Origin of the sequence: Acinetobacter sp. RG5, assembly GCF_031844265.1 — a bacterium.
In the GTDB taxonomy this organism is placed as follows: domain Bacteria; phylum Pseudomonadota; class Gammaproteobacteria; order Pseudomonadales; family Moraxellaceae; genus Acinetobacter.
Genome location: NZ_JAUZUV010000003.1, coordinates 81,764 through 99,716 on the forward strand (window position 1 = coordinate 81,764; position 17,953 = coordinate 99,716).

At 46.2% G+C, this 17,953-nt stretch carries 15 protein-coding genes and 5 tRNA genes; 11 read left to right on the forward strand and 9 right to left on the reverse strand.

Translation table 11 applies throughout. From position 1 onward, the window contains the following. The 3 genes from Q9R21_RS04475 to pilB are packed head-to-tail and all read right to left on the reverse strand — an operon-like array spanning position 1 to position 3,855. Positions 1-864, reverse strand: coding sequence for an A24 family peptidase (locus Q9R21_RS04475; protein ID WP_311203801.1), 864 nt, complete (start codon positions 862-864; stop codon positions 1-3). Positions 865-881: 17 nt separating this feature from the next. Next, on the reverse strand, positions 882-2,114 hold the full coding sequence (locus Q9R21_RS04480) for a type II secretion system F family protein (protein ID WP_253144382.1): 1,233 nt from the start codon (positions 2,112-2,114) through the stop codon (positions 882-884). 31 nt (positions 2,115-2,145) lie between these two features. Then, on the reverse strand, positions 2,146-3,855 hold the full coding sequence (gene pilB, locus Q9R21_RS04485; RefSeq protein WP_311203802.1) for a type IV-A pilus assembly ATPase PilB: 1,710 nt from the start codon (positions 3,853-3,855) through the stop codon (positions 2,146-2,148). 277 nt (positions 3,856-4,132) lie between these two features. Between pilB and tpiA the strand changes: the two genes are divergently transcribed. The 11 genes from tpiA to Q9R21_RS04540 all read left to right on the forward strand — a co-directional run bounded on the left by tpiA (position 4,133) and on the right by Q9R21_RS04540 (position 11,502). Beyond that, positions 4,133-4,924 carry a triose-phosphate isomerase gene (tpiA, locus tag Q9R21_RS04490; RefSeq protein WP_311203803.1) on the forward strand — a complete coding sequence of 264 codons (792 nt, stop codon included), beginning with the start codon at positions 4,133-4,135 and terminating at the stop codon, positions 4,922-4,924. Positions 4,925-4,937: 13 nt separating this feature from the next. Beyond that, a complete protein-coding gene (gene secG, locus Q9R21_RS04495) occupies positions 4,938-5,267 on the forward strand; it encodes a preprotein translocase subunit SecG (protein ID WP_005248398.1) in 330 nt (109 codons plus the stop codon). A 53-nt stretch (positions 5,268-5,320) separates the two neighbouring features. After that, positions 5,321-5,405, forward strand: a tRNA-Leu gene (locus tag Q9R21_RS04500). Between the two features lie 54 nt (positions 5,406-5,459). Then, positions 5,460-5,536 (forward strand) — tRNA-Met (locus Q9R21_RS04505). A gap of 80 nt (positions 5,537-5,616) precedes the next feature. Then, positions 5,617-5,693, forward strand: a tRNA-Met gene (locus Q9R21_RS04510). A gap of 68 nt (positions 5,694-5,761) precedes the next feature. Next, positions 5,762-5,838: transfer RNA gene (locus Q9R21_RS04515), tRNA-Met, on the forward strand. A 197-nt stretch (positions 5,839-6,035) separates the two neighbouring features. Continuing rightward, positions 6,036-6,112, forward strand: a tRNA-Met gene (locus tag Q9R21_RS04520). Positions 6,113-6,335: 223 nt separating this feature from the next. Continuing rightward, a complete protein-coding gene (gene rimP / locus Q9R21_RS04525) occupies positions 6,336-6,860 on the forward strand; it encodes a ribosome maturation factor RimP (protein WP_004281103.1) in 525 nt (174 codons plus the stop codon). 34 nt (positions 6,861-6,894) lie between these two features. Beyond that, the gene (gene nusA / locus Q9R21_RS04530; RefSeq protein ID WP_004281105.1) at positions 6,895-8,379 is read left to right on the forward strand and encodes a transcription termination factor NusA; all 1,485 of its coding nucleotides are present in this window, start codon (positions 6,895-6,897) and stop codon (positions 8,377-8,379) included. A gap of 10 nt (positions 8,380-8,389) precedes the next feature. Continuing rightward, positions 8,390-11,098 carry a translation initiation factor IF-2 gene (gene infB, locus Q9R21_RS04535; protein WP_114541781.1) on the forward strand — a complete coding sequence of 903 codons (2,709 nt, stop codon included), beginning with the start codon at positions 8,390-8,392 and terminating at the stop codon, positions 11,096-11,098. Next, complete coding sequence (locus Q9R21_RS04540) at positions 11,098-11,502, forward strand: ribosome-binding factor A (protein ID WP_004281108.1); 405 nt, start codon at positions 11,098-11,100, stop codon at positions 11,500-11,502. The genes infB and Q9R21_RS04540 overlap by 1 nt, the downstream gene beginning before the upstream one ends. A gap of 85 nt (positions 11,503-11,587) precedes the next feature. Here the strand turns inward: Q9R21_RS04540 and Q9R21_RS04545 are convergent, their stop codons facing one another. Genes Q9R21_RS04545 through Q9R21_RS04570 form a run of 6 tightly spaced genes read right to left on the reverse strand, consistent with a single transcriptional unit; the run spans position 11,588 to position 17,805 of the window. Next, positions 11,588-11,989, reverse strand: a complete 402-nt coding sequence (locus Q9R21_RS04545; RefSeq protein WP_005108489.1) for a Na+/H+ antiporter subunit G — start codon at positions 11,987-11,989, stop codon at positions 11,588-11,590. A gap of 10 nt (positions 11,990-11,999) precedes the next feature. Beyond that, on the reverse strand, positions 12,000-12,275 hold the full coding sequence (locus Q9R21_RS04550; protein ID WP_005108490.1) for a monovalent cation/H+ antiporter subunit F: 276 nt from the start codon (positions 12,273-12,275) through the stop codon (positions 12,000-12,002). Next, complete coding sequence (locus Q9R21_RS04555; protein ID WP_311203804.1) at positions 12,272-12,790, reverse strand: Na+/H+ antiporter subunit E; 519 nt, start codon at positions 12,788-12,790, stop codon at positions 12,272-12,274. The genes Q9R21_RS04550 and Q9R21_RS04555 overlap by 4 nt, the downstream gene beginning before the upstream one ends. Beyond that, positions 12,790-14,598: a monovalent cation/H+ antiporter subunit D gene (locus Q9R21_RS04560; RefSeq protein WP_311203805.1), complete on the reverse strand. Its 1,809-nt coding sequence runs from the start codon at positions 14,596-14,598 to the stop codon at positions 12,790-12,792. Before Q9R21_RS04560 ends, Q9R21_RS04555 begins: the two co-directional genes overlap by 1 nt. Further along, positions 14,598-14,963 (reverse strand): Na+/H+ antiporter subunit C, encoded by a 366-nt coding sequence (locus Q9R21_RS04565; RefSeq protein WP_114541783.1) that lies wholly within the window; start codon positions 14,961-14,963, stop codon positions 14,598-14,600. The genes Q9R21_RS04560 and Q9R21_RS04565 overlap by 1 nt, the downstream gene beginning before the upstream one ends. 4 nt (positions 14,964-14,967) lie before the next feature. After that, on the reverse strand, positions 14,968-17,805 hold the full coding sequence (locus tag Q9R21_RS04570; RefSeq protein ID WP_311203871.1) for a monovalent cation/H+ antiporter subunit A: 2,838 nt from the start codon (positions 17,803-17,805) through the stop codon (positions 14,968-14,970). Positions 17,806-17,953 lie beyond the last annotated feature (148 nt).

The window sequence follows — 17,953 nt, forward strand, 5'->3', positions numbered from 1 at the left end:
TTATTGACCTAAATACACTTTCATAATTTGTTCACCCCAAAGAAAAGCAATCCAGCCGGCAATCGCAATATAAGGACCAAAAGCAAAAGGCTGATTTTCCTTGCGAACTTTTAGCAGAATGATGCCAATAATCGCACCTACCAGGGAAGACAGCAGCACAATTAAAGGCAATAATAATGGACCCATCCAGGCGCCCAAAGCCGCAAGCAGTTTAAAATCGCCATAGCCCATACCTTCTTTACCGGTGATGATTTTAAACAGGTAATACACTATCCATAAACATAAAAAGCCAATGATGTAGCCCCAGATGGCAGAGCTTGGGGAGGTATAGAGTGCATAACTATTTACGCCCAGACCTAGTGCAGCCAGGGGCAGGGTATAACGGTCCGGTAATAACTTGGTATCAAAATCAATAAAGGTTAGGGCAATCAGCACATAAGTCAGGATCAGTCCAAACAGCATTTGCATTGTCGGGCCAAATACTGCTACGACAAGTAGTGCACAGGCCGCGGTCAGAAGCTCAATCAGTGGATAGCGGATACTGATGGGATTCTGGCAGTTGCCGCACTTGCCGCGCAAGACCAGCCAGCTGATAACTGGAATATTCTGGTACCAGCGGATTGGCTGATGACATTTAGGGCAAGTCGAAGCGGGTTTGCTTAAACTTAATTTCGCTTCATCAATCACCGGCTGTTCCGGATGCAAAAACATCTGGCAATCGGTACGCCATTCCTGTTCCATCATCTTGGGAGTGCGGTAGATCACCACATTCAGAAAGCTGCCGATACATAAACTAAAAAGCCCAACTGCGATATACAACGCCGTTGGGTTTTGAATAAAATAAGAAATAATATTACTGAACAAGATATTTAACCTGCTGATTAGCCAACGACTGAACCCATTTGGAAGATTGGAAGATACATGGCAATTACCAGACCACCGACAAGAACACCTAGAACAGCCATAATCAATGGTTCCATCATCGAGGTTAAGCCATCTACTGCATTATCAACTTCATTTTCATAATGGGTAGCAACTTTATCCAGCATGGCATCTAATGCACCTGATTCTTCACCAATTGCGACCATTTGGATGGCCATGGAAGGAAACTTGTTGGTGACCCGCATGGCAAACTGTAGCTGTTGACCAGTAGCGACATCTTCACGGATTTTCATCACAGCATTTTCATAGACTACATTATTGGTGGCGCCGGCAGTAGATTCTAGTGCATCAATCAAGGGTACCCCGGCTGCGAAAGTCGTGGCCAGAGTGCGACTATAACGGGCAATAATCGCCTTATACACCAGATCCCCGAAAATCGGTGCCTTGAGCGCTGCTTTATCCAGAAAATCACGGAATTTTTTACTGCGTTTTTTGGCTTCTAAAAATGCTGTAATCGCTATCCCGATACCAATAATTAATAGGAACCAGTATTGCTGGAACCAGTTAGACATGTTGACAACCAGTTGTGTAAAGGCGGGAAGATCAGCACCAAAGCCTTGAAATAGTTCTTGGAATACAGGAACAACCTTAACCATTAAGATGATAGTAACAGCAATAGCTACCACTATGACTGATATAGGGTATTTCATAGCTTTTTTGATTTTTTGCTTGAGCAGTTCGCTTTTTTCTTTATAAATTGCTACACGATCGAGCATAGTTTCAAGAGCACCCGATTGTTCACCTGATTCAACTAAAGAGCAAAATAAATTATCAAAATACTGTGGATATTTACGCAGTGCTCCAGCGAAAGTGTTACCCCCCTCGACTTCACCTTTAATTCCCAGTACAACTTCACGCATGGATGGATTTTCCAGACCTTCTGCGACAATCTCAAAGCCTTGTACCAGTGGTACCCCGGCTTTCATCATGGTCGCCAATTGTCGGGTAAAAATCGTAATATCCAGTGTTGAGACTTTTTTCTTCATCAAGCCTTCGAGAATATTTTTTTTCTTTTCCCGAATGGTCTTGATGCTGATACCTTGTTTTCGAAGGGTGACCTTGGCCAAAGCCATATTTTTTGCTGGCAATTCTCCCTTGATCTTTGCCCCTTTACGATCAATTCCTTCATAGCTGAAGATCGGCATCATCTGGCCTTTCTTTACTGCTGCCATACCTTTATCCTTATTTTAGATCAGCGCCCGATCATTCGCTGGTGACACGATTGACTTCCTGTAAAGAAGTCACCCCCTGCATCACCTTGACTAAACCTGACCGGCGTAAATTGTTAAAACCTGCACGTGCGGAAGCATCGGCAATTTCAAGTGCATTGCCGTCCTCCATAATAATTCTGGAAATTTCGGGTGTTACTTTCATGACTTCATAAATACCCACACGACCCTTATAGCCTTCACGACATTCATTGCAGCCCACCGGTTCATAAATTTGGAACTCAGGTTGCTGCAAGTCGGTTTCGGTAAAACCCATCTCCAGTAAGCTTTGTTTCGGAATATCGGCAGGTTTTTTACATTGTGAACACAAACGACGCGCCAACCGTTGTGCAATGACCAGGTTGACTGAAGTGGCAATATTGAAAGAAGGCACCCCCATATTGCGTAAACGGGTCAAAGTCTCAGGCGCACTATTGGTATGCAGCGTCGACATCACCATATGACCGGTCTGCGCCGCTTTAATCGCAATCTCGGCAGTTTCCAGATCCCGGATCTCACCGACCATTACGATATCCGGGTCTTGACGTAAGAAGGACTTTAGTGCCGCAGAGAAGGTCAGGCCAACTTTATTATTGACGTTGACCTGATTAATCCCTTGTAAGTTAATCTCGACCGGATCTTCCGCTGTCGAAATATTGGTATCTTCACGATTGAGAATATTCAGACCGGTATACAGTGAAACGGTTTTACCGGAACCTGTTGGACCAGTGATCAGGAGCATGCCTTGCGGTTTGTCCAGCGCTTGCATAAAAAGGTCTTTTTGTTCCGGTTCATAACCTAGTGCATCAATTCCCAACATCGCGCTGGAGGGATCCAGAATCCGCAGTACCAGCTTCTCACCAAACAGGGTAGGGAGAGAGTTGACACGGAAATCAATGGCTTTATTTTTAGAAAGTTTTAATTTGATTCGGCCATCTTGCGGTACCCGTTTTTCTGAAATGTCCATTTGCGACATGACTTTAAGACGTGAAGATAAACGAGTTGCTAGCTGTAGTGGTGGTGTTGCAATCTGGCGTAATACCCCATCGACCCGGTAACGTACCCGATAGATTTTCTCATAAGGTTCAAAATGTAAGTCTGAAGCCCCCATACGGATCGCATCTATGAGTAACTTATTGATATATTTAACAATAGGGGCTTCTTCACCCTTGTTACTGTCATCCTCTTCTTTATTCGGATCAGCAGATTCGACATCAACATCCAGATCAAAGTCTTCATCAAACTCAAAGGTACTTTCTTCGGTAAAATTCTGCTCGATCAGTTTTTCAAGTTTATTGTGTTCAACAATAATGGTTTCAATATTGAGTTTAGTCGAAAAACGGACTGCATCAATTGCTTCGATATTGGTGGGGTTACTGATCGCAACATATAAAATACTGGAATTTTTAAAAATCGGCAGGATGCGATGCTTGGTAATCAGCTTTTCATCAATCGCATCCCGCAAAATTTGGGCAGGATCATAGGCGCTGATATCAAACAGCGGTTCGCCAAATTCAACTGAAATCGTTTCAGCAATGACGGTCGGAGAAAGCTGCTGCTGGTTAATTAACTCAGCCACAATATCGATTTTTTCTTGTTTGGCATGCGCTAATGCACTGCGCATATCTTCAGCCGAGATGACGCCTTCCTCGACCAAACGACGAATAAATCCGGTAAATCTTGGCGACCCCTGTAATGCTGTCATGCTATAAATGCCTACTCATCAAATTCTTTTAATTGCTATACTAAAATTATACGTTTGTTACGTAAAAATACCATAGCCAAGAGTGCTGCTAGCTTCCTCATCTCCAGTAAAAGCATGAACTGGTTGGAAGAAGTCCCCATTTTTTTAAGTGATAACAAAAAATAACCATTTTGGATAGTCTAAACTGAGAATGAGTGATAAGAAAACTATTCTTTTAATTTTCCAATTCCGTGTAGAATGTGCCCAATTCAAAATATGTAAATGAAATAGGTTAATTATGTCGGTTTCGACGATTACCCCTTGGGTGATAGGTAACTGGAAAATGAATCCGGTGCAGGCAGATGCATTGAGCTTGGTGCGTGGTATTAAGAATTTGCTGGAAACTGCGCCAATTGCCGAAGATCAATGTCATTTAGGTGTGGCACCGATTGCCATTGCCTTAAGCCAGATTCAGGCAGAGCTGTCATCTGCGGTTCGTCCGATTTATACCGTAGCACAAGATGTTTCACGTATTTCTGGAACAGGTCCCTACACTGGTGAAGTCAGTGCTGAATTGTTGGCCGATAGTCAAATTCACTATGTACTAGTGGGTCATTCTGAGCGCCGTGAAATATTTGCGGAAAATGCTGATATTTTAAATGCGAAAATCAAGAATGCCTTAAGTGCCGGTTTGACCGTGATTTATTGCGTTGGTGAAAGCCTGGAACAACGTGAAGCAGGGCAGGCAGAAGCTGTAGTGCTACAACAGATTTGTGATATCGCTGCTGTGGTTGAAGCCGAACAATGGAAAAATATCGTGATTGCCTATGAGCCGATCTGGGCGATTGGTACAGGTAAAACAGCTTCTCCTGAAGATGCGCAGGCCATGCATGCACAAATCCGTCAAGGTTTAAGCCAGATTACGGGCTATGGCGAGAGTATGGCGATTTTATATGGTGGTAGTGTCAAGCCGGAAAATGCAGTAGAGTTAGCAGCCTGCCCAGATATCAATGGGGCATTGGTCGGTGGTGCATCACTCAATGCTGAGTCGTTCCATAAAATTGCTCATGCATTTGCAAATACACAATAATTAGGAGTTCAGCATGCAAACTTTTGTGCTGGTAGTACATATTATCTTAGCTGTTTTGATGATTGTCTTGATTTTGGTTCAGCATGGTAAAGGTGCAGATGCTGGTGCCTCTTTCGGCGGCGGTGGTGCAGCGACAGTATTTGGAGCTTCAGGTTCGGGTAATTTCATGACCCGTTTAACTGCGATTTTTACTGCACTGTTCTTCGTGACCAGTCTGACTTTGGCGATTTTGGCCAAGCAACAAACCTCGAATGCCTATAGTTTGGGATCTGTTCAGTCTGCGCCGACCGTACCTGTGCAATCGAATGAAACTTCACCAACTGCACCAGAAACGACCGAATAGTTTTAATTAATCCTTTCTTTTTTTCAGTGATACGACTAGAATGCGTCACAGCTGCGGTGGTGGTGGAATTGGTAGACACGCTACCTTGAGGTGGTAGTGCTTTCGGGCGTGGGGGTTCAAGTCCCCCCTTCCGCACCAACTTATAATCCAGAAATTTAAGTTGGTGTATGCAGCTGAAAAAACTTCTGTTGATGCGGGATGGAGCAGTCTGGTAGCTCGTCGGGCTCATAACCCGAAGGTCGTTGGTTCAAATCCAGCTCCCGCTACCAATCAATCCTTTTAGAAGACGCAAACTTTCAAGAGGCAGCTTAAACAGGTTTTAAGTTGAGAAATTTAATTTGCATGTTGATGCGGGATGGAGCAGTCTGGTAGCTCGTCGGGCTCATAACCCGAAGGTCGTTGGTTCAAATCCAGCTCCCGCTACCAATCTTTTAAAGATGCAAACTTTAAAAGCAGTTTAAGTCTTTTAAACTGAAATGTTATTTGTACGCTGATGCGGGATGGAGCAGTCTGGTAGCTCGTCGGGCTCATAACCCGAAGGTCGTTGGTTCAAATCCAGCTCCCGCTACCATTTTAAATGGTTTGGTAAGTGTTATTTATAGATCTAGTTGATGGCCTGTCGGGCTCAACCCTCTATAAACTGGCGAAGGTTGTTGGTTTACATCCGGCTCCCACTACCAATTTTTCAGTGACAGATGACAAATATGCAGAATGATGTGGTTTTGATTGAAAAGTTCTCATCTTTTGTATATAATTTTTGCACGTTGATGCGGGATGGAGCAGTCTGGTAGCTCGTCGGGCTCATAACCCGAAGGTCGTTGGTTCAAATCCAGCTCCCGCTACCAAGTTTCTAAAAAGAGGCTCACAACAAGGTGGGCCTTTTTGCACAGTGGGATTTGAAAAAATCTTAAATTGTGCATTAATTGGGGCGATTTACGCCCTTTTTTATTGGCTATCGTGTAGTGTCGACATTATTTGGTCAAATCTCCATGTTTCACTACTACTATAGTTTGTATTGGTTTGTAGTGGTCAAATAGATCATAAAATCGCACCAGATGACGAGAGTAAATGAAGCTATCAAATAAAACTCAAGCACTTCAGGACTTGATTGCACCAGCAGTTGAAGCCTGTAATGTAAACCTTTGGGGGATTGAATTCCTGCCACAGGGTAAATGTTCGTTATTACGTATCTACATCGACAAGCCAGTCGATGAGAGCGTTGCACCAGCAATCAATGAAGATGGTGAAGAAGAGCAGGGGCGTGGTATTGGCGTTCAGGATTGTGTGCGTGTCACGCAGCAAGTGGGCGCAATGCTGGATGTTCATGATCCGATCTCGGGTGAATATTCACTTGAAGTATCTTCGCCAGGCTGGGACCGTCCATTCTTCCAGCTCGAGCAGATGTCAGGCTATATCGGTCATACCGTAGCACTACGTTTGATCAGTGCGGTAGATAACCGTCGTAAATTCCAGGCCAAACTGGTTGCTGTCGATCTTGAAAATGAAATGATTCAGGTTGAAGTAGAAAAGCAACAGGTATTGGAGATCGACAGTCACAATATCGATAAAGCAAATTTGGTCTTCCAAGATTAATTTAATAAATAAAAATTTAACGAATAGGTGACGTATGGCACGTGAAATTCTGACCGTCGTTGAAACGGTTAGTAACGAAAAAGGTGTACCTCGTGAAGCGATCTTTGAAGCGCTTGAGCAAGCTTTAGTTGCTGCGACAAAGAAAAAATTCTACGAAGGAACACATTCGGAAGAAGCACGTTTACGTGTGGAAATCGATCGTAAAACAGGTGACTATCGTACTTTCCGTCAGTGGGAAGTGGTTGCAGACGAAGACCATGAAATGCCAGCTTGTCAGGATGCCATCTCTGATGTCGATCCGGCAAAATGGTCGATTGGCGACATTCGTGAGCTTGAAGTGGAATCGATTGACTTCGGTCGTATTGCAGCGCAAATTGCCAAGCAAGTGATCGTACAGAAGATCCGTGAAGCAGAACGTGCACTTGTAGCCGATGCTTACGAATCTAAAGTCGGCGAGCTGATCTACGGTGAAGTGAAAAAACAAACCAAAGACGGCTTTATCATTGACCTAGGTGACAATGCTGAAGCGTATCTTGCCCGTGAAGAAATGATTCCGAAAGAAATCCTTCGCCCGAAGCAACGCGTGAATGCGATTCTCTTCAATGTCAACCGTGAAGGTCGTGGTGCGCAGTTACAACTATCACGTGCTAAACCAGATATGCTGATTGCATTGATGAAGAAAGAAATCCCTGAGATTTCTGAAGAAATCATTGAAATTAAAGCGGCGGCTCGCCAACCAGGCGTTCGTGCTAAAATTGCAGTGAAAACCAATGACCACCGTATTGACCCGGTGGGTGCTTGTATTGGTATGCGTGGTACCCGTATTCAGGCTGTACAGCAGGAGCTCAATGGCGAGCGTATTGATGTAGTCGTTTGGTCGGATGATCCTGCGCAATATATCGCAAGTGCATTGGAACCAGCAGATGTATCGAGTATTGTCATTGATGAAGATGCACGTACTGCAGACATCATTTTCGCAACCAGCGATCAGCTGGCACGTGCGATTGGTTCACAAGGTCAGAACGTTCGTCTGGCATCTGAATTGACTGGCTACAAGCTGGACATGATGCTGGAAGAGGAATACTACGCCCGTCAACAAAACGAAGCGCAACAATATTTAGACATGTTTGTTACCCGTCTGGATATCGCGGAAGATTTGGCGATGGCATTGGTAGAAATGGGCTTCACCTCGCTTGAAGAAATTGCTTATGTCCCTGCAGAAACGTTTGATGAAATCGAACTAGATGCGGAACTGGTTGAACTACTGCAAAGCCGTGCGAAAGAAATTGCACTTGCTGATGCATTACAACAGCAAGAGAACATACAAGCGCCAAGTGAAGAACTTGTTGCAATGGAAGGCATGACAGTAGAGATCGCGCAAGCGCTAGCAGCTCGTGGTGTGGTAACAGTGGATGATTTAGCAGATCAGGCGACTGACGATATCGAAGATATTGAAGGTTTGGGTGCTGAGAAAGCAGGTCAACTCATTATGAAAGCGCGCGAATCATGGTTTAACTAGGAGGTAGTATATGACGGACAAGTCGATTAAAGAGTTAGCCCTCAATGTGGGTCGTCCAGTTGAGAAGCTCCTAGAGCAGGTTCGTGAGGCAGGTTTACCACAGCGTAAAGCTGACGATATTATTACCACCGAACAACAAGACAGCTTGATGAGCCATGTGAAAAAGTCACAGGGTTCAGAAAGCCAAGCAGGGCAAATCACGTTGAAACGTAAAACGACTAGTACGGCTAAAGTAGCCAGTACTTCAGGTAAGGCGAAAACGATTAATGTAGAAGTTCGCAAGAAGCATACATTTGTTAAGCCGGATCCAGAACAGATCAAAGCAGAAGCATTGGCGAAAGCCAAGGCTGAGCAACAGGCCAAAGCTGCGCCTGAACAGAATACAGCGCAAGCTGCTTCTGCTGAAGCTCCAAAAACTGGCGTAAATAACGCGAATAAAGCTTTAGAGGCGATGCGTGCTGCTGCAAAGCAAACCAGCGACAAGCAAGAAGTTTCTAAAGCTGCAGTTGTGGTAAAACGCAAATCAACCAACAAGCCGATTGTGAAGCAAGTTGTTAAACCAACTGAAACCGCTGAACAGAAAAAGGCACGTGAAGCAGAAGCAGCAAAATTAAAAGCTGTTGAAGAAGCGGCACGTCGTAAAGCGGCTGAAGAAGCGCAGCAACGTACGCTTGAACAAATGCGTCAAATGGCGTCCAAGTACACCGCGGAAGATACCACTGCAACGATTCGTGTTGTTGATGATTCTCCTCTGGCTGCCGGCCTTGTTGGTCAGGCATATGAAGACTCTTTTGCCAAAGAAGACCGCGAAATCAAACGTGGTACGAATACGCCGAGCGCGCGTGCACCTAAAAAAGGTGGTCGTCGTGGTCAGGAAGAGCAAAGCTTCAGCAAACAGCCTAAGCGCGGTTTAAAAACCAGTCAAGGCAACAAGCACGGCTTCGAAAAACCTGTGAAAAAACAGGTTTACGATGTTGAAATCGGTGAAACGATTGTCGTTGCTGACTTAGCTGCGAAAATGGCAGTTAAGGTTCGTGAAGTGATTAAATCACTCATGAAAATGGGTGAATTGGTTACTCAGAACCAGGCAATTGATCAGGAAATTGCTGCACTTGTTGTTGAAGAAATGGGCCATAATCCGGTACTGGTTTCTGATACACAAGCTGAAGATAACTTGCTTGAAGCAGCTGAAGAAGCACGTGGTGCGCAATCTACGCGTGCGCCTGTTGTTACCATTATGGGTCACGTTGACCATGGTAAAACATCACTGCTTGACCGTATTCGTCGTGCCAAAGTGGCTGCTGGCGAAGCAGGCGGTATTACCCAGCATATCGGTGCTTACCATGTAACTACTGATAAAGGTATGATTACATTCCTTGATACTCCGGGACACGCAGCATTTACTGCAATGCGTTCACGTGGTGCGAAAGCAACAGATATCGTGGTTCTAGTTGTTGCAGCAGATGATGGTGTAATGCCACAAACTGCAGAAGCAATTGACCATGCACGTGCTGCAGGTACACCAATCATTGTTGCAATCAACAAGATGGATAAAGAATCTGCTGATCCAGATCGCGTATTGAATGAATTGACTGTGAAAGAAATCGTGCCAGAACAATGGGGTGGTGACGTTCCAGTGGCAATGGTTTCTGCACATACTGGTCAAGGTATTGATGAACTTCTTGATATTATTTCGATTCAAGCTGAACTTCTAGAGCTTAAAGCATCGGAAGAAGGCGCTGCACAAGGTGTCGTAATTGAAGCACGTGTAGACAACAGCCGTGGTGCGGTAACGTCTATTCTGGTTCAAAACGGTACATTGAAAGTAGGTGATCTTGTTCTTGCTGGTTCATCTTATGGTCGCGTTCGTGCGATGACGGATGAAAATGGTCAGCGTATCAAATCTGCAGGTCCTTCGATTCCGGTGGAAATTCTGGGTCTTCCAGAAGCACCAATGGCGGGTGACGAAGTTCTTGTGGTGAGTGACGAGAAGAAAGCACGTGAAGTTGCCGATGCGCGTATGGATCGTGAACGTCAAAAACGTCTTGAGCGTCAATCTGCAATGCGTCTTGAAAACATCATGGCGTCTATGGGCAAGAAAGATGTGCCTATCGTAAATGTTGTGTTGAAAACTGACGTACGCGGTACCTTGGAAGCATTACACGTTGCACTTGCTGAGCTTGCGACTGATGAAGTTAAAGTACGTATCATCGGTTCTGGTGTAGGTGCGATCACTGAGTCTGACGTGACACTGGCTGAATCTTCAGAAGCAGTTCTACTCGGCTTTAACGTACGTGCGGACAACGCTGCGCGTCAAAAAGCAGATGCAGACAGTATCGATATTCGTTACTACTCAATCATCTATCAATTGATTGATGATGTGAAAGCAGCAATGAGCGGTAAGCTTGCACCAGAACATCGTGAAACGATTCTGGGTGTTGCACAAGTACGTGAAGTATTCCACTCAAGTAAGTTTGGTGCGGCTGCGGGCTGTATGGTACTTGAAGGCGTATTGCATCGTAACAAACCGATTCGCGTATTACGTGATGACGTGGTTGTGTTCCAGGGCGAGCTTGAATCTCTTCGTCGCTACAAAGAAGTGGTTGAAGAAGTTCGTGCCGGTATGGAATGTGGTCTTGCGGTGAAAGGCTATAAAGACATCAAAGCACTTGATAAGATCGAAGTGTACGATGTTCAATTGATTAAACGGAGTCTTTAATGGCGGGTAGTCAACGTCTGAAGCGTATGGCGGATACAGTACAACGCGAGTTGTCCGAACTGATCCGTCAGGAGCTGAAAGATCCACGCTTAGGTGGTCTGGTGACCATCTCTGCAGTGAAGGTGAGCCCAGACCTGGGATATGCGGAAGTTTATGTCACTGTGATGGGACGTGAACTTGGCGATGAGCAAAGCCAAGAAGCCAATAAAGAAACTTTGGATGTGTTGAACAAAGCATCTGGTTTCCTGCGCCACGAGCTGAGTCGTCGTATCAAAACCCGTATTACGCCTCGTCTACGTTTCCATTACGATAAGACCAATGCATATGGTAACTATATGTTTGGTCTGATCGCTGAAGCAGTGAAGGACTTACCTGAAGCTGAAGCAAAAAAAGATGATGAATAAGTCTTAGGACTAAAAAAGCCACCTTCGGGTGGCTTTTTTTATCTCTCTATTTTGAGACTTGGGAGAACTGGAATCGCTTGCTCAATTAATCTAAATCATCATTGCGATTGATTTTCTTTTCATAAAAGGTACGACGGCGTGAACGCTGCCAAGGCAGGGGACGTTCCAGCGTTTCCGGCACTTCGCCACTCAAAGAGCGTAACCGCAAATGCAATGCAGCCTGTGCCATCAGATTGGCGGATACCGGCGCAGTAATAAAGGCAAACAGGGTAATCAGCACTTCAGCAAAACCGAAACGGCCATACATGGCAGAGAAAATCATCGCCGCAATTAAAAAACTGCCGAGGCCCAAAGTACTGGATTTGGTCGGTGCATGCAGACGCATGAACAGATCGGGCAAACGCACCATCCCAATTCCGCCGACCAGCATAAAGAAAGCACCAATCAATAGAAAAATCGACACCAGTATTTCTAAAATTAAAGACATTTAAAAACTCCTAGTCGATGACATGGCCAGTGGTAAAATAACGCGCCAAGGCTGCGGTAGAGACAAAGCCTAGCATCGCGACCAAGAGAGCGCCTTCAAACAGAAAGGTGCTGCTCCAGTAAATGCCTAAAATCACCACCAGGCAGGTGGCATTCAGAAACAGGGTGTCCAGTGCCAACAGGCGGTCAACAATAGAGGGACCGGTAATCAGACGGATCAGACACAGTAACATGGAGATGGTGACCGCACCCAGACAAATCAATAATGCATAAGGTAGAATCGTCATGCTTTTTCTCCTGATCGTGCATTAAAAATCTCAATGAGCGGGCATTCATAGCGCTGCTTAATTAGCTCGATTTCGGCCGCTTCATCATCTGTGCTTAAGGCATGCACCAGAATATCACCACGATCCTGGTCAATCCCTGCAGATACCGTGCCCGGTGTGGTGGTAATAATCATCGCCAGCAAGGTGTTGACTTCTTCATGTTCGGTGTCTAAAGGCACTCGGAACCATTTTGGATGCAGATTCTTCGTCGATCCTAGCACCAGTTTTGCGACTTTGATATTGGCTACTACAATATCCCAAACTACGACAAAGAACAGGTGCAGGGCAGGAGTCCACTGGATATTAGGGGTATAGTCAATAAAGGGTTCGACCATACGTGGAATGATCACCGCGAGTAGCAAGGCCATCAGCAGGGTTCCAGCGTCCAGGCTGTGTGCCAGTAAAACCCAGCTCAGTCCTACAATCACAGAAACCAGCGGATGCGGGAACCAGCGTTGAAATAATGATTCAGCCATTAAGGTCCCTCCGCCGGTTTAAGTTGATTATCATCATATTCGGTCTGTTCAATATGCTGCTGGTCAATCTGGCGTTGCTTGAATTCAGAAATATGTTCGCCCTTCAAAGTCGCTTCTGAAATTACATAAGGAATCAGATGCGCATTAGGATCTATCACCTCACCACCATATTTGGTTTCTGGCAAATACTTCGGATCGAATGGCTGCACGCTAATAAACTGACCTTCTGCATCCGGTTTTAACAGCGCGGCTTCATAGACCGAATTGTTTTTAATCTGTTCCGCAGTCTGATAATTATATTGATAAATCGGTCCGGCAAACACCACGTAGGCGGTTAAGCTCACAAGCAATATATAAATCACCCGGTCATTGCGTGCCGGTGCTTTACTCGGTAGGGCTTCATATTTATGAAACTCTTCAGAATCAAGATCATCTTCAGGTCTGCTCGAACGCCAGAACAGGATAAAACCGACCCGGGTAAAAGCCAGAATACTGAGAAAACTTACCAGCAAAATGGTCAGGATAATAATCATCTGATAATCTGAATTAGCAGAAGCCTGCAAAATAAAGATTTTACCGAAGAATCCACTAAACGGTGGCAGGCCTGCCATCATCAAGGCGATGATGAAATAGACAATCGAAACCAGCTTGTTCTGTTTCATCAGTGGGGCGATTTTAAAATGATCTTTAAATTCGCCACGCTGTGAGGTAATCCAACCCGACAGAATATAAAATGCGGCCGCAATCAGGGTGCTGTGTACCAGGTAATATAGCGCACCCGCCCAAGCCGCAGTATTATTCAGGCCAATGGCCACCAAAATCGTTCCGACTGAAGACAGCACCATAAAACCGACAAAACGGCGCAGACGTTCGGTGCCAATCGCACAGATCACCCCATAGACGGATGTGACCAGGCCAATCACTAGCAGACAGTTCATCAGAATCTGATGGCTATATTCATCATCAAAAACCGTGCCGTTGATCCGCAAAATCGCATAAACCCCGACTTTGGTCATGATGGTAAAGAGCGCGGCAACAGGAGTCGTGGCTACTGCATAGGTTTTGGGTAACCAGAAACCCACCGGCAGCATTGCTGCTTTGATTCCAAACACCACAAACAGCATCAAGCCACCCGCAACAGCCAGTTTGTGCTGATCTTCTGCAAGGGTTGGCAGCAAACGGGCCACATCAGCCATATTCAGGCTGCCGACACTGCCATAAATCATCCCGAGTCCAATTAGGAACAGCGCAGACGCCAGCAGGTTAATGGTGACATAGTGAATTCCCAGCTGAAAACGTGCCTTACCTTGTCCATGCAACAGCAGTACATAAGACGCCATCAGCAAAATTTCAAAGAATACGAACAGGTTAAACAAGTCACCGGTTAGGAATGCACCATTCAGACCCATCAGCAGGAAATGCACCATGGCATGGAAATAACGGCCGCGTAAGTCCCATTCTTTGCTGGCATACCAGACCACAGGCAAGGCGAGCGCATAGGTCAACACCAGCATCATGGCCGAGAGCTGATCCAGCACCAGCACGATCCCGAATGGTGCTGCCCATTCGCTGAGGGTGTATACGCTGATTTGGCCCTCGCTGCTGTTTATCAGATAGCTAACGGCAATGATCAGGCCCAAGATTCCCGAGAGATGGCTGATACCACGACGCCAGGGTTGACGCCAGTCCGTGATCAGAGAGCCTGCACCCGGATTTCCCAAAAGTACCAAGGCAAAAGCGGTAAAGGCCGGCAAAAGAATGCTGAAAATAGGAGTATGTTGAGTCCAGAAATTGAGAAGATCAGTCATTAAGGCTCATCCTCACGTGGATCAATCTGGGGGATATCTTCTTTTGAGTCAACGTGGTCTGTTCCTGATTCGTAGCGGCTACGCAGTGCCAGTTGGACAATAAAGGCAGTGGTGGCAAAGCCAATCACGATGGCCGTCAGCACCAGTGCCTGAGGTAGAGGGTCAGTCACATTCGCGGCTTCGGTTAATACTGCAGGCGAATTCATCTGAATCCGGCCCATGGCAAATAAAAACAGGTTGACCGCATAACCAATCATGGCCAAGCCCAATACCACCGGGAAGGTACGGGCACGCAGGATCAGATAAATGCCTGTGGCTGTCAGCAGGCCAATCGCAGAGGCTAATAAAAATTCTAAACTGATCATTCTATTATCCTCTTGGTACGGGGCCAGTCATGCTTGAGTGACGTGAATCGCCCAAGACCGAAATCATCAGCATGGTCGCACCGACAACAGTGACATAGACGCCGACATCAAACAGTGCAGCCGAAGCTAAATGCATTTCTCCAATGATGGGCGGAGAGACATAAATATGTGCACTGGTCAGGAATGGACGTGACCAGAACCAGGCCGCGATTCCGGTCAACCCTGCAATCGTTAAGCCGATCCCGATCCAGATTTCATACAGGCGACCGGATTTGGCGCCAAGCAACTGTTCGGTTTTGTCCTGTCCCACTGCAATATATTGAATAATAAGTGCCAGTGAAGTCACCAGTCCGGCAATGAATCCACCGCCCGGCAGGTTATGGCCACGCAAAAAGATATACAGGCTGACCACTAGCGCGACCGGCAAAATCCAGGATGCAGTAATACGCAACATCAGCGGGGAAGGATTAAAACGATAGGTCAGGCCTTGGGTCATGGTGGTACCATGCGCACGCATGCCATCCATCAAGCTGAGTACACCAATTGCGGCAATCCCCAGGACGGTAATTTCGCCGAAGGTATCGAAACCACGGAAGTCGACCAGAATCACATTCACCACATTGGTTCCGCCGCCCAGAGGAATGGACTGTTGCAGGAAGAACCATGAAATGGAATTGTGATCACGGGTCATGATCAGCCAGGCAATTGCCGCAATCCCGAGACCGCCGCCCAAGGCAATAATGGCATCACGCCAGCGACGGGTCGGACTCGATTCATACGGTGTTAACTGAGGCAGTAAAGATAAACTCATCAGGAGCAGAACCGTGGTGACCACATCGACCGTAATCTGGGTCAATGCCAGATCGGGCGCCGAGAAGCCGATAAAGACCATGGTGACGACCAGGCCGACTGCACCGCTAATCAGTACCGCTTTAATCCGCTCATGATGGAACCACAGCAGCATCCAGCAGGCAGAGAACAGCAGTAACCACAAGATAATCGCCAGGGCAGGGGCATGGGTCAGCTCGCGTGTACCCGTACCCACCGCATTGCTGAGTAATGGGAACCCCACCAGCCCGATGGTAAAAATCACAATCCACAATAAATAGCTTTGTAATTTGCCATTTTCAGTGGTACGGCGGAAACGGCGTGAATTCAGCAGCAAATTTTTCAAAAACAGGTCGAACAGCACCCGGCCCTGTAAGCGGCCCAGTTTTGGATCCAAGTCGATTTCACGTAAGGCGCCACCTTTGGCGAGAGAAAAGTAAAAGATTATTCCGCCGAGCAGAGCGATCACACTCATCAGCAGCGGCAGGTTGAAACCATGCCAAAGCGCCAGATGGGTACCTTCAAAATCAAAATTTTGGGTTGTCGCTTGAGTGGTGCTATTGACAATTTTTTCTACTAGAAGAGCGGGTAATAGACCGACTAAAATACATAAAATTGCTAACAAAGTAGCCGGTGCGCGCATACCAAAGGCAGGTTCATGTGCATCTTTATTCGGAACCTGCTTGCCTAGCGGACCATCGAAAAAGACCCCATGCACCAGTCGAATGGAATAAGCCACCGCAAAAATCCCGGCCAGTGTCGCGACAATAGCAGAGCCGACCATAAGTGGACCACTTAAACTGGCGACCAGTTCGGTAAAGAACATTTCCTTGGACAGGAAACCATTGGTCAACGGTACACCTGCCATGGATGCTGCCGTGATCATGGTCAGTGTTGCGGTAAAGGGCAGTAATTGCCACAAGCCAGACAATTTACGTAAGTCACGGGTACCGGATTCATGATCGATGATGCCGGCAATCATAAACAGTGCCGCTTTAAAGGTGGCATGGTTAATAATGTGGAAAATCGCTGCTGCAACGGCCAGTGGTGAGCCAATCCCGAGCAGACACATGATCAGACCTAAATGACTGATGGTGGAGTAGGCAAGTAAGCCCTTCAGATCTTCCTTAAAGATGGCAAAGAAGGCGGCCATGCACAGGGTAAACAGACCAACAAAGGTCACAATATTATGAAACAGTGCAGCACCGGCAAAGATCGGGAGCAAACGTGCTACCAGGAATAAACCGGCTTTGACCATGGTGGCCGAGTGCAAATAGGCAGAGACCGGTGTCGGTGCAGCCATGGCATTCGGCAACCAGAAGTGGAACGGGAACTGCGCACTTTTGGTAAAGGCACCAAGTAAAATCAGCAACAAGGTTGGAACAAATAAATGATGGGACTGAATCTGCTCAGTCATCGTCAGGATTTGGTCAAGCTGATAAGTGCCGGTAATTTGACCAAGCAGGACAAAACCGCCCAGCATCGCCAGACCACCCATTCCGGTAATGGTCAAGGCCATACGTGAGCCGCGTTGCGCCGCTTCGTAATTGCTCCAGTAACCCACCAGCAAGAAGGAGGAAATACTGGTCAGTTCCCAGAAAACTAATAAGATAATCAGGTTATTTGACAATGAAATCCCGAGCATGGCGGCCATAAACAGCATCAGCAGAAGATACAGTTTGCTCAGTGAGTTTTTTGGATTGAGATAATAATAGGCATAAATATAAATCAGGGTGCCAATTCCGCTGATCAGCAAGGCAAACAGCAATCCCAGAGAATCCAGGCGAAAACTGAAATCAATGCCGAGCTGGGGCAGCCAGGACCAGGTCTGGGTCATCACTGCACCATCAAAGATGGCAGGCGCCTGACTCAATAATAATAAGAAACTGCTGAGGCTGACACCAATTGCCCCTAAAGCCGTTACCCCGCGCGAAAATTGCTTCAGCCACGAGACAAGGGTTGTGCCTAATACTAACGGTAACAATATAATAATCGGCAGCACACTCGTATCCATTGTCATGATTTAGGTTTTGATCAACCTAAGGTGAATCTTTATCTTTCAAGGATTACAGGACCACAAGGAGCGACCCAAACTTCTCAATCTTGAAAGCCAAAAGAATATTCAAAAAGAATATAAAACAGTTGTATTGCGCAACTTATAA

What these genes read in the sequence shown, in the direction of transcription:
- infB (WP_114541781.1), top strand. Translation starts at nt 8,390, where the DNA reads ATGACGGACAAGTCGATTAAAGAGTTAGCCCTCAATGTGGGTCGTCCA.
- Q9R21_RS04540 (WP_004281108.1), top strand. Translation starts at nt 11,098, where the DNA reads ATGGCGGGTAGTCAACGTCTGAAGCGTATGGCGGATACAGTACAACGC.
- Q9R21_RS04550 (WP_005108490.1), bottom strand. Translation starts at nt 12,275, where the DNA reads ATGACGATTCTACCTTATGCATTATTGATTTGTCTGGGTGCGGTCACC.
- Q9R21_RS04560 (WP_311203805.1), bottom strand. Translation starts at nt 14,598, where the DNA reads ATGACTGATCTTCTCAATTTCTGGACTCAACATACTCCTATTTTCAGC.
- tpiA (WP_311203803.1), top strand. Translation starts at nt 4,133, where the DNA reads ATGTCGGTTTCGACGATTACCCCTTGGGTGATAGGTAACTGGAAAATG.
- Q9R21_RS04565 (WP_114541783.1), bottom strand. Translation starts at nt 14,963, where the DNA reads ATGATCAGTTTAGAATTTTTATTAGCCTCTGCGATTGGCCTGCTGACA.
- Q9R21_RS04555 (WP_311203804.1), bottom strand. Translation starts at nt 12,790, where the DNA reads ATGGCTGAATCATTATTTCAACGCTGGTTCCCGCATCCGCTGGTTTCT.
- Q9R21_RS04570 (WP_311203871.1), bottom strand. Translation starts at nt 17,805, where the DNA reads ATGGATACGAGTGTGCTGCCGATTATTATATTGTTACCGTTAGTATTA.
- pilB (WP_311203802.1), bottom strand. Translation starts at nt 3,855, where the DNA reads ATGACAGCATTACAGGGGTCGCCAAGATTTACCGGATTTATTCGTCGT.
- secG (WP_005248398.1), top strand. Translation starts at nt 4,938, where the DNA reads ATGCAAACTTTTGTGCTGGTAGTACATATTATCTTAGCTGTTTTGATG.
- rimP (WP_004281103.1), top strand. Translation starts at nt 6,336, where the DNA reads ATGAAGCTATCAAATAAAACTCAAGCACTTCAGGACTTGATTGCACCA.
- Q9R21_RS04480 (WP_253144382.1), bottom strand. Translation starts at nt 2,114, where the DNA reads ATGGCAGCAGTAAAGAAAGGCCAGATGATGCCGATCTTCAGCTATGAA.
- nusA (WP_004281105.1), top strand. Translation starts at nt 6,895, where the DNA reads ATGGCACGTGAAATTCTGACCGTCGTTGAAACGGTTAGTAACGAAAAA.
- Q9R21_RS04545 (WP_005108489.1), bottom strand. Translation starts at nt 11,989, where the DNA reads ATGTCTTTAATTTTAGAAATACTGGTGTCGATTTTTCTATTGATTGGT.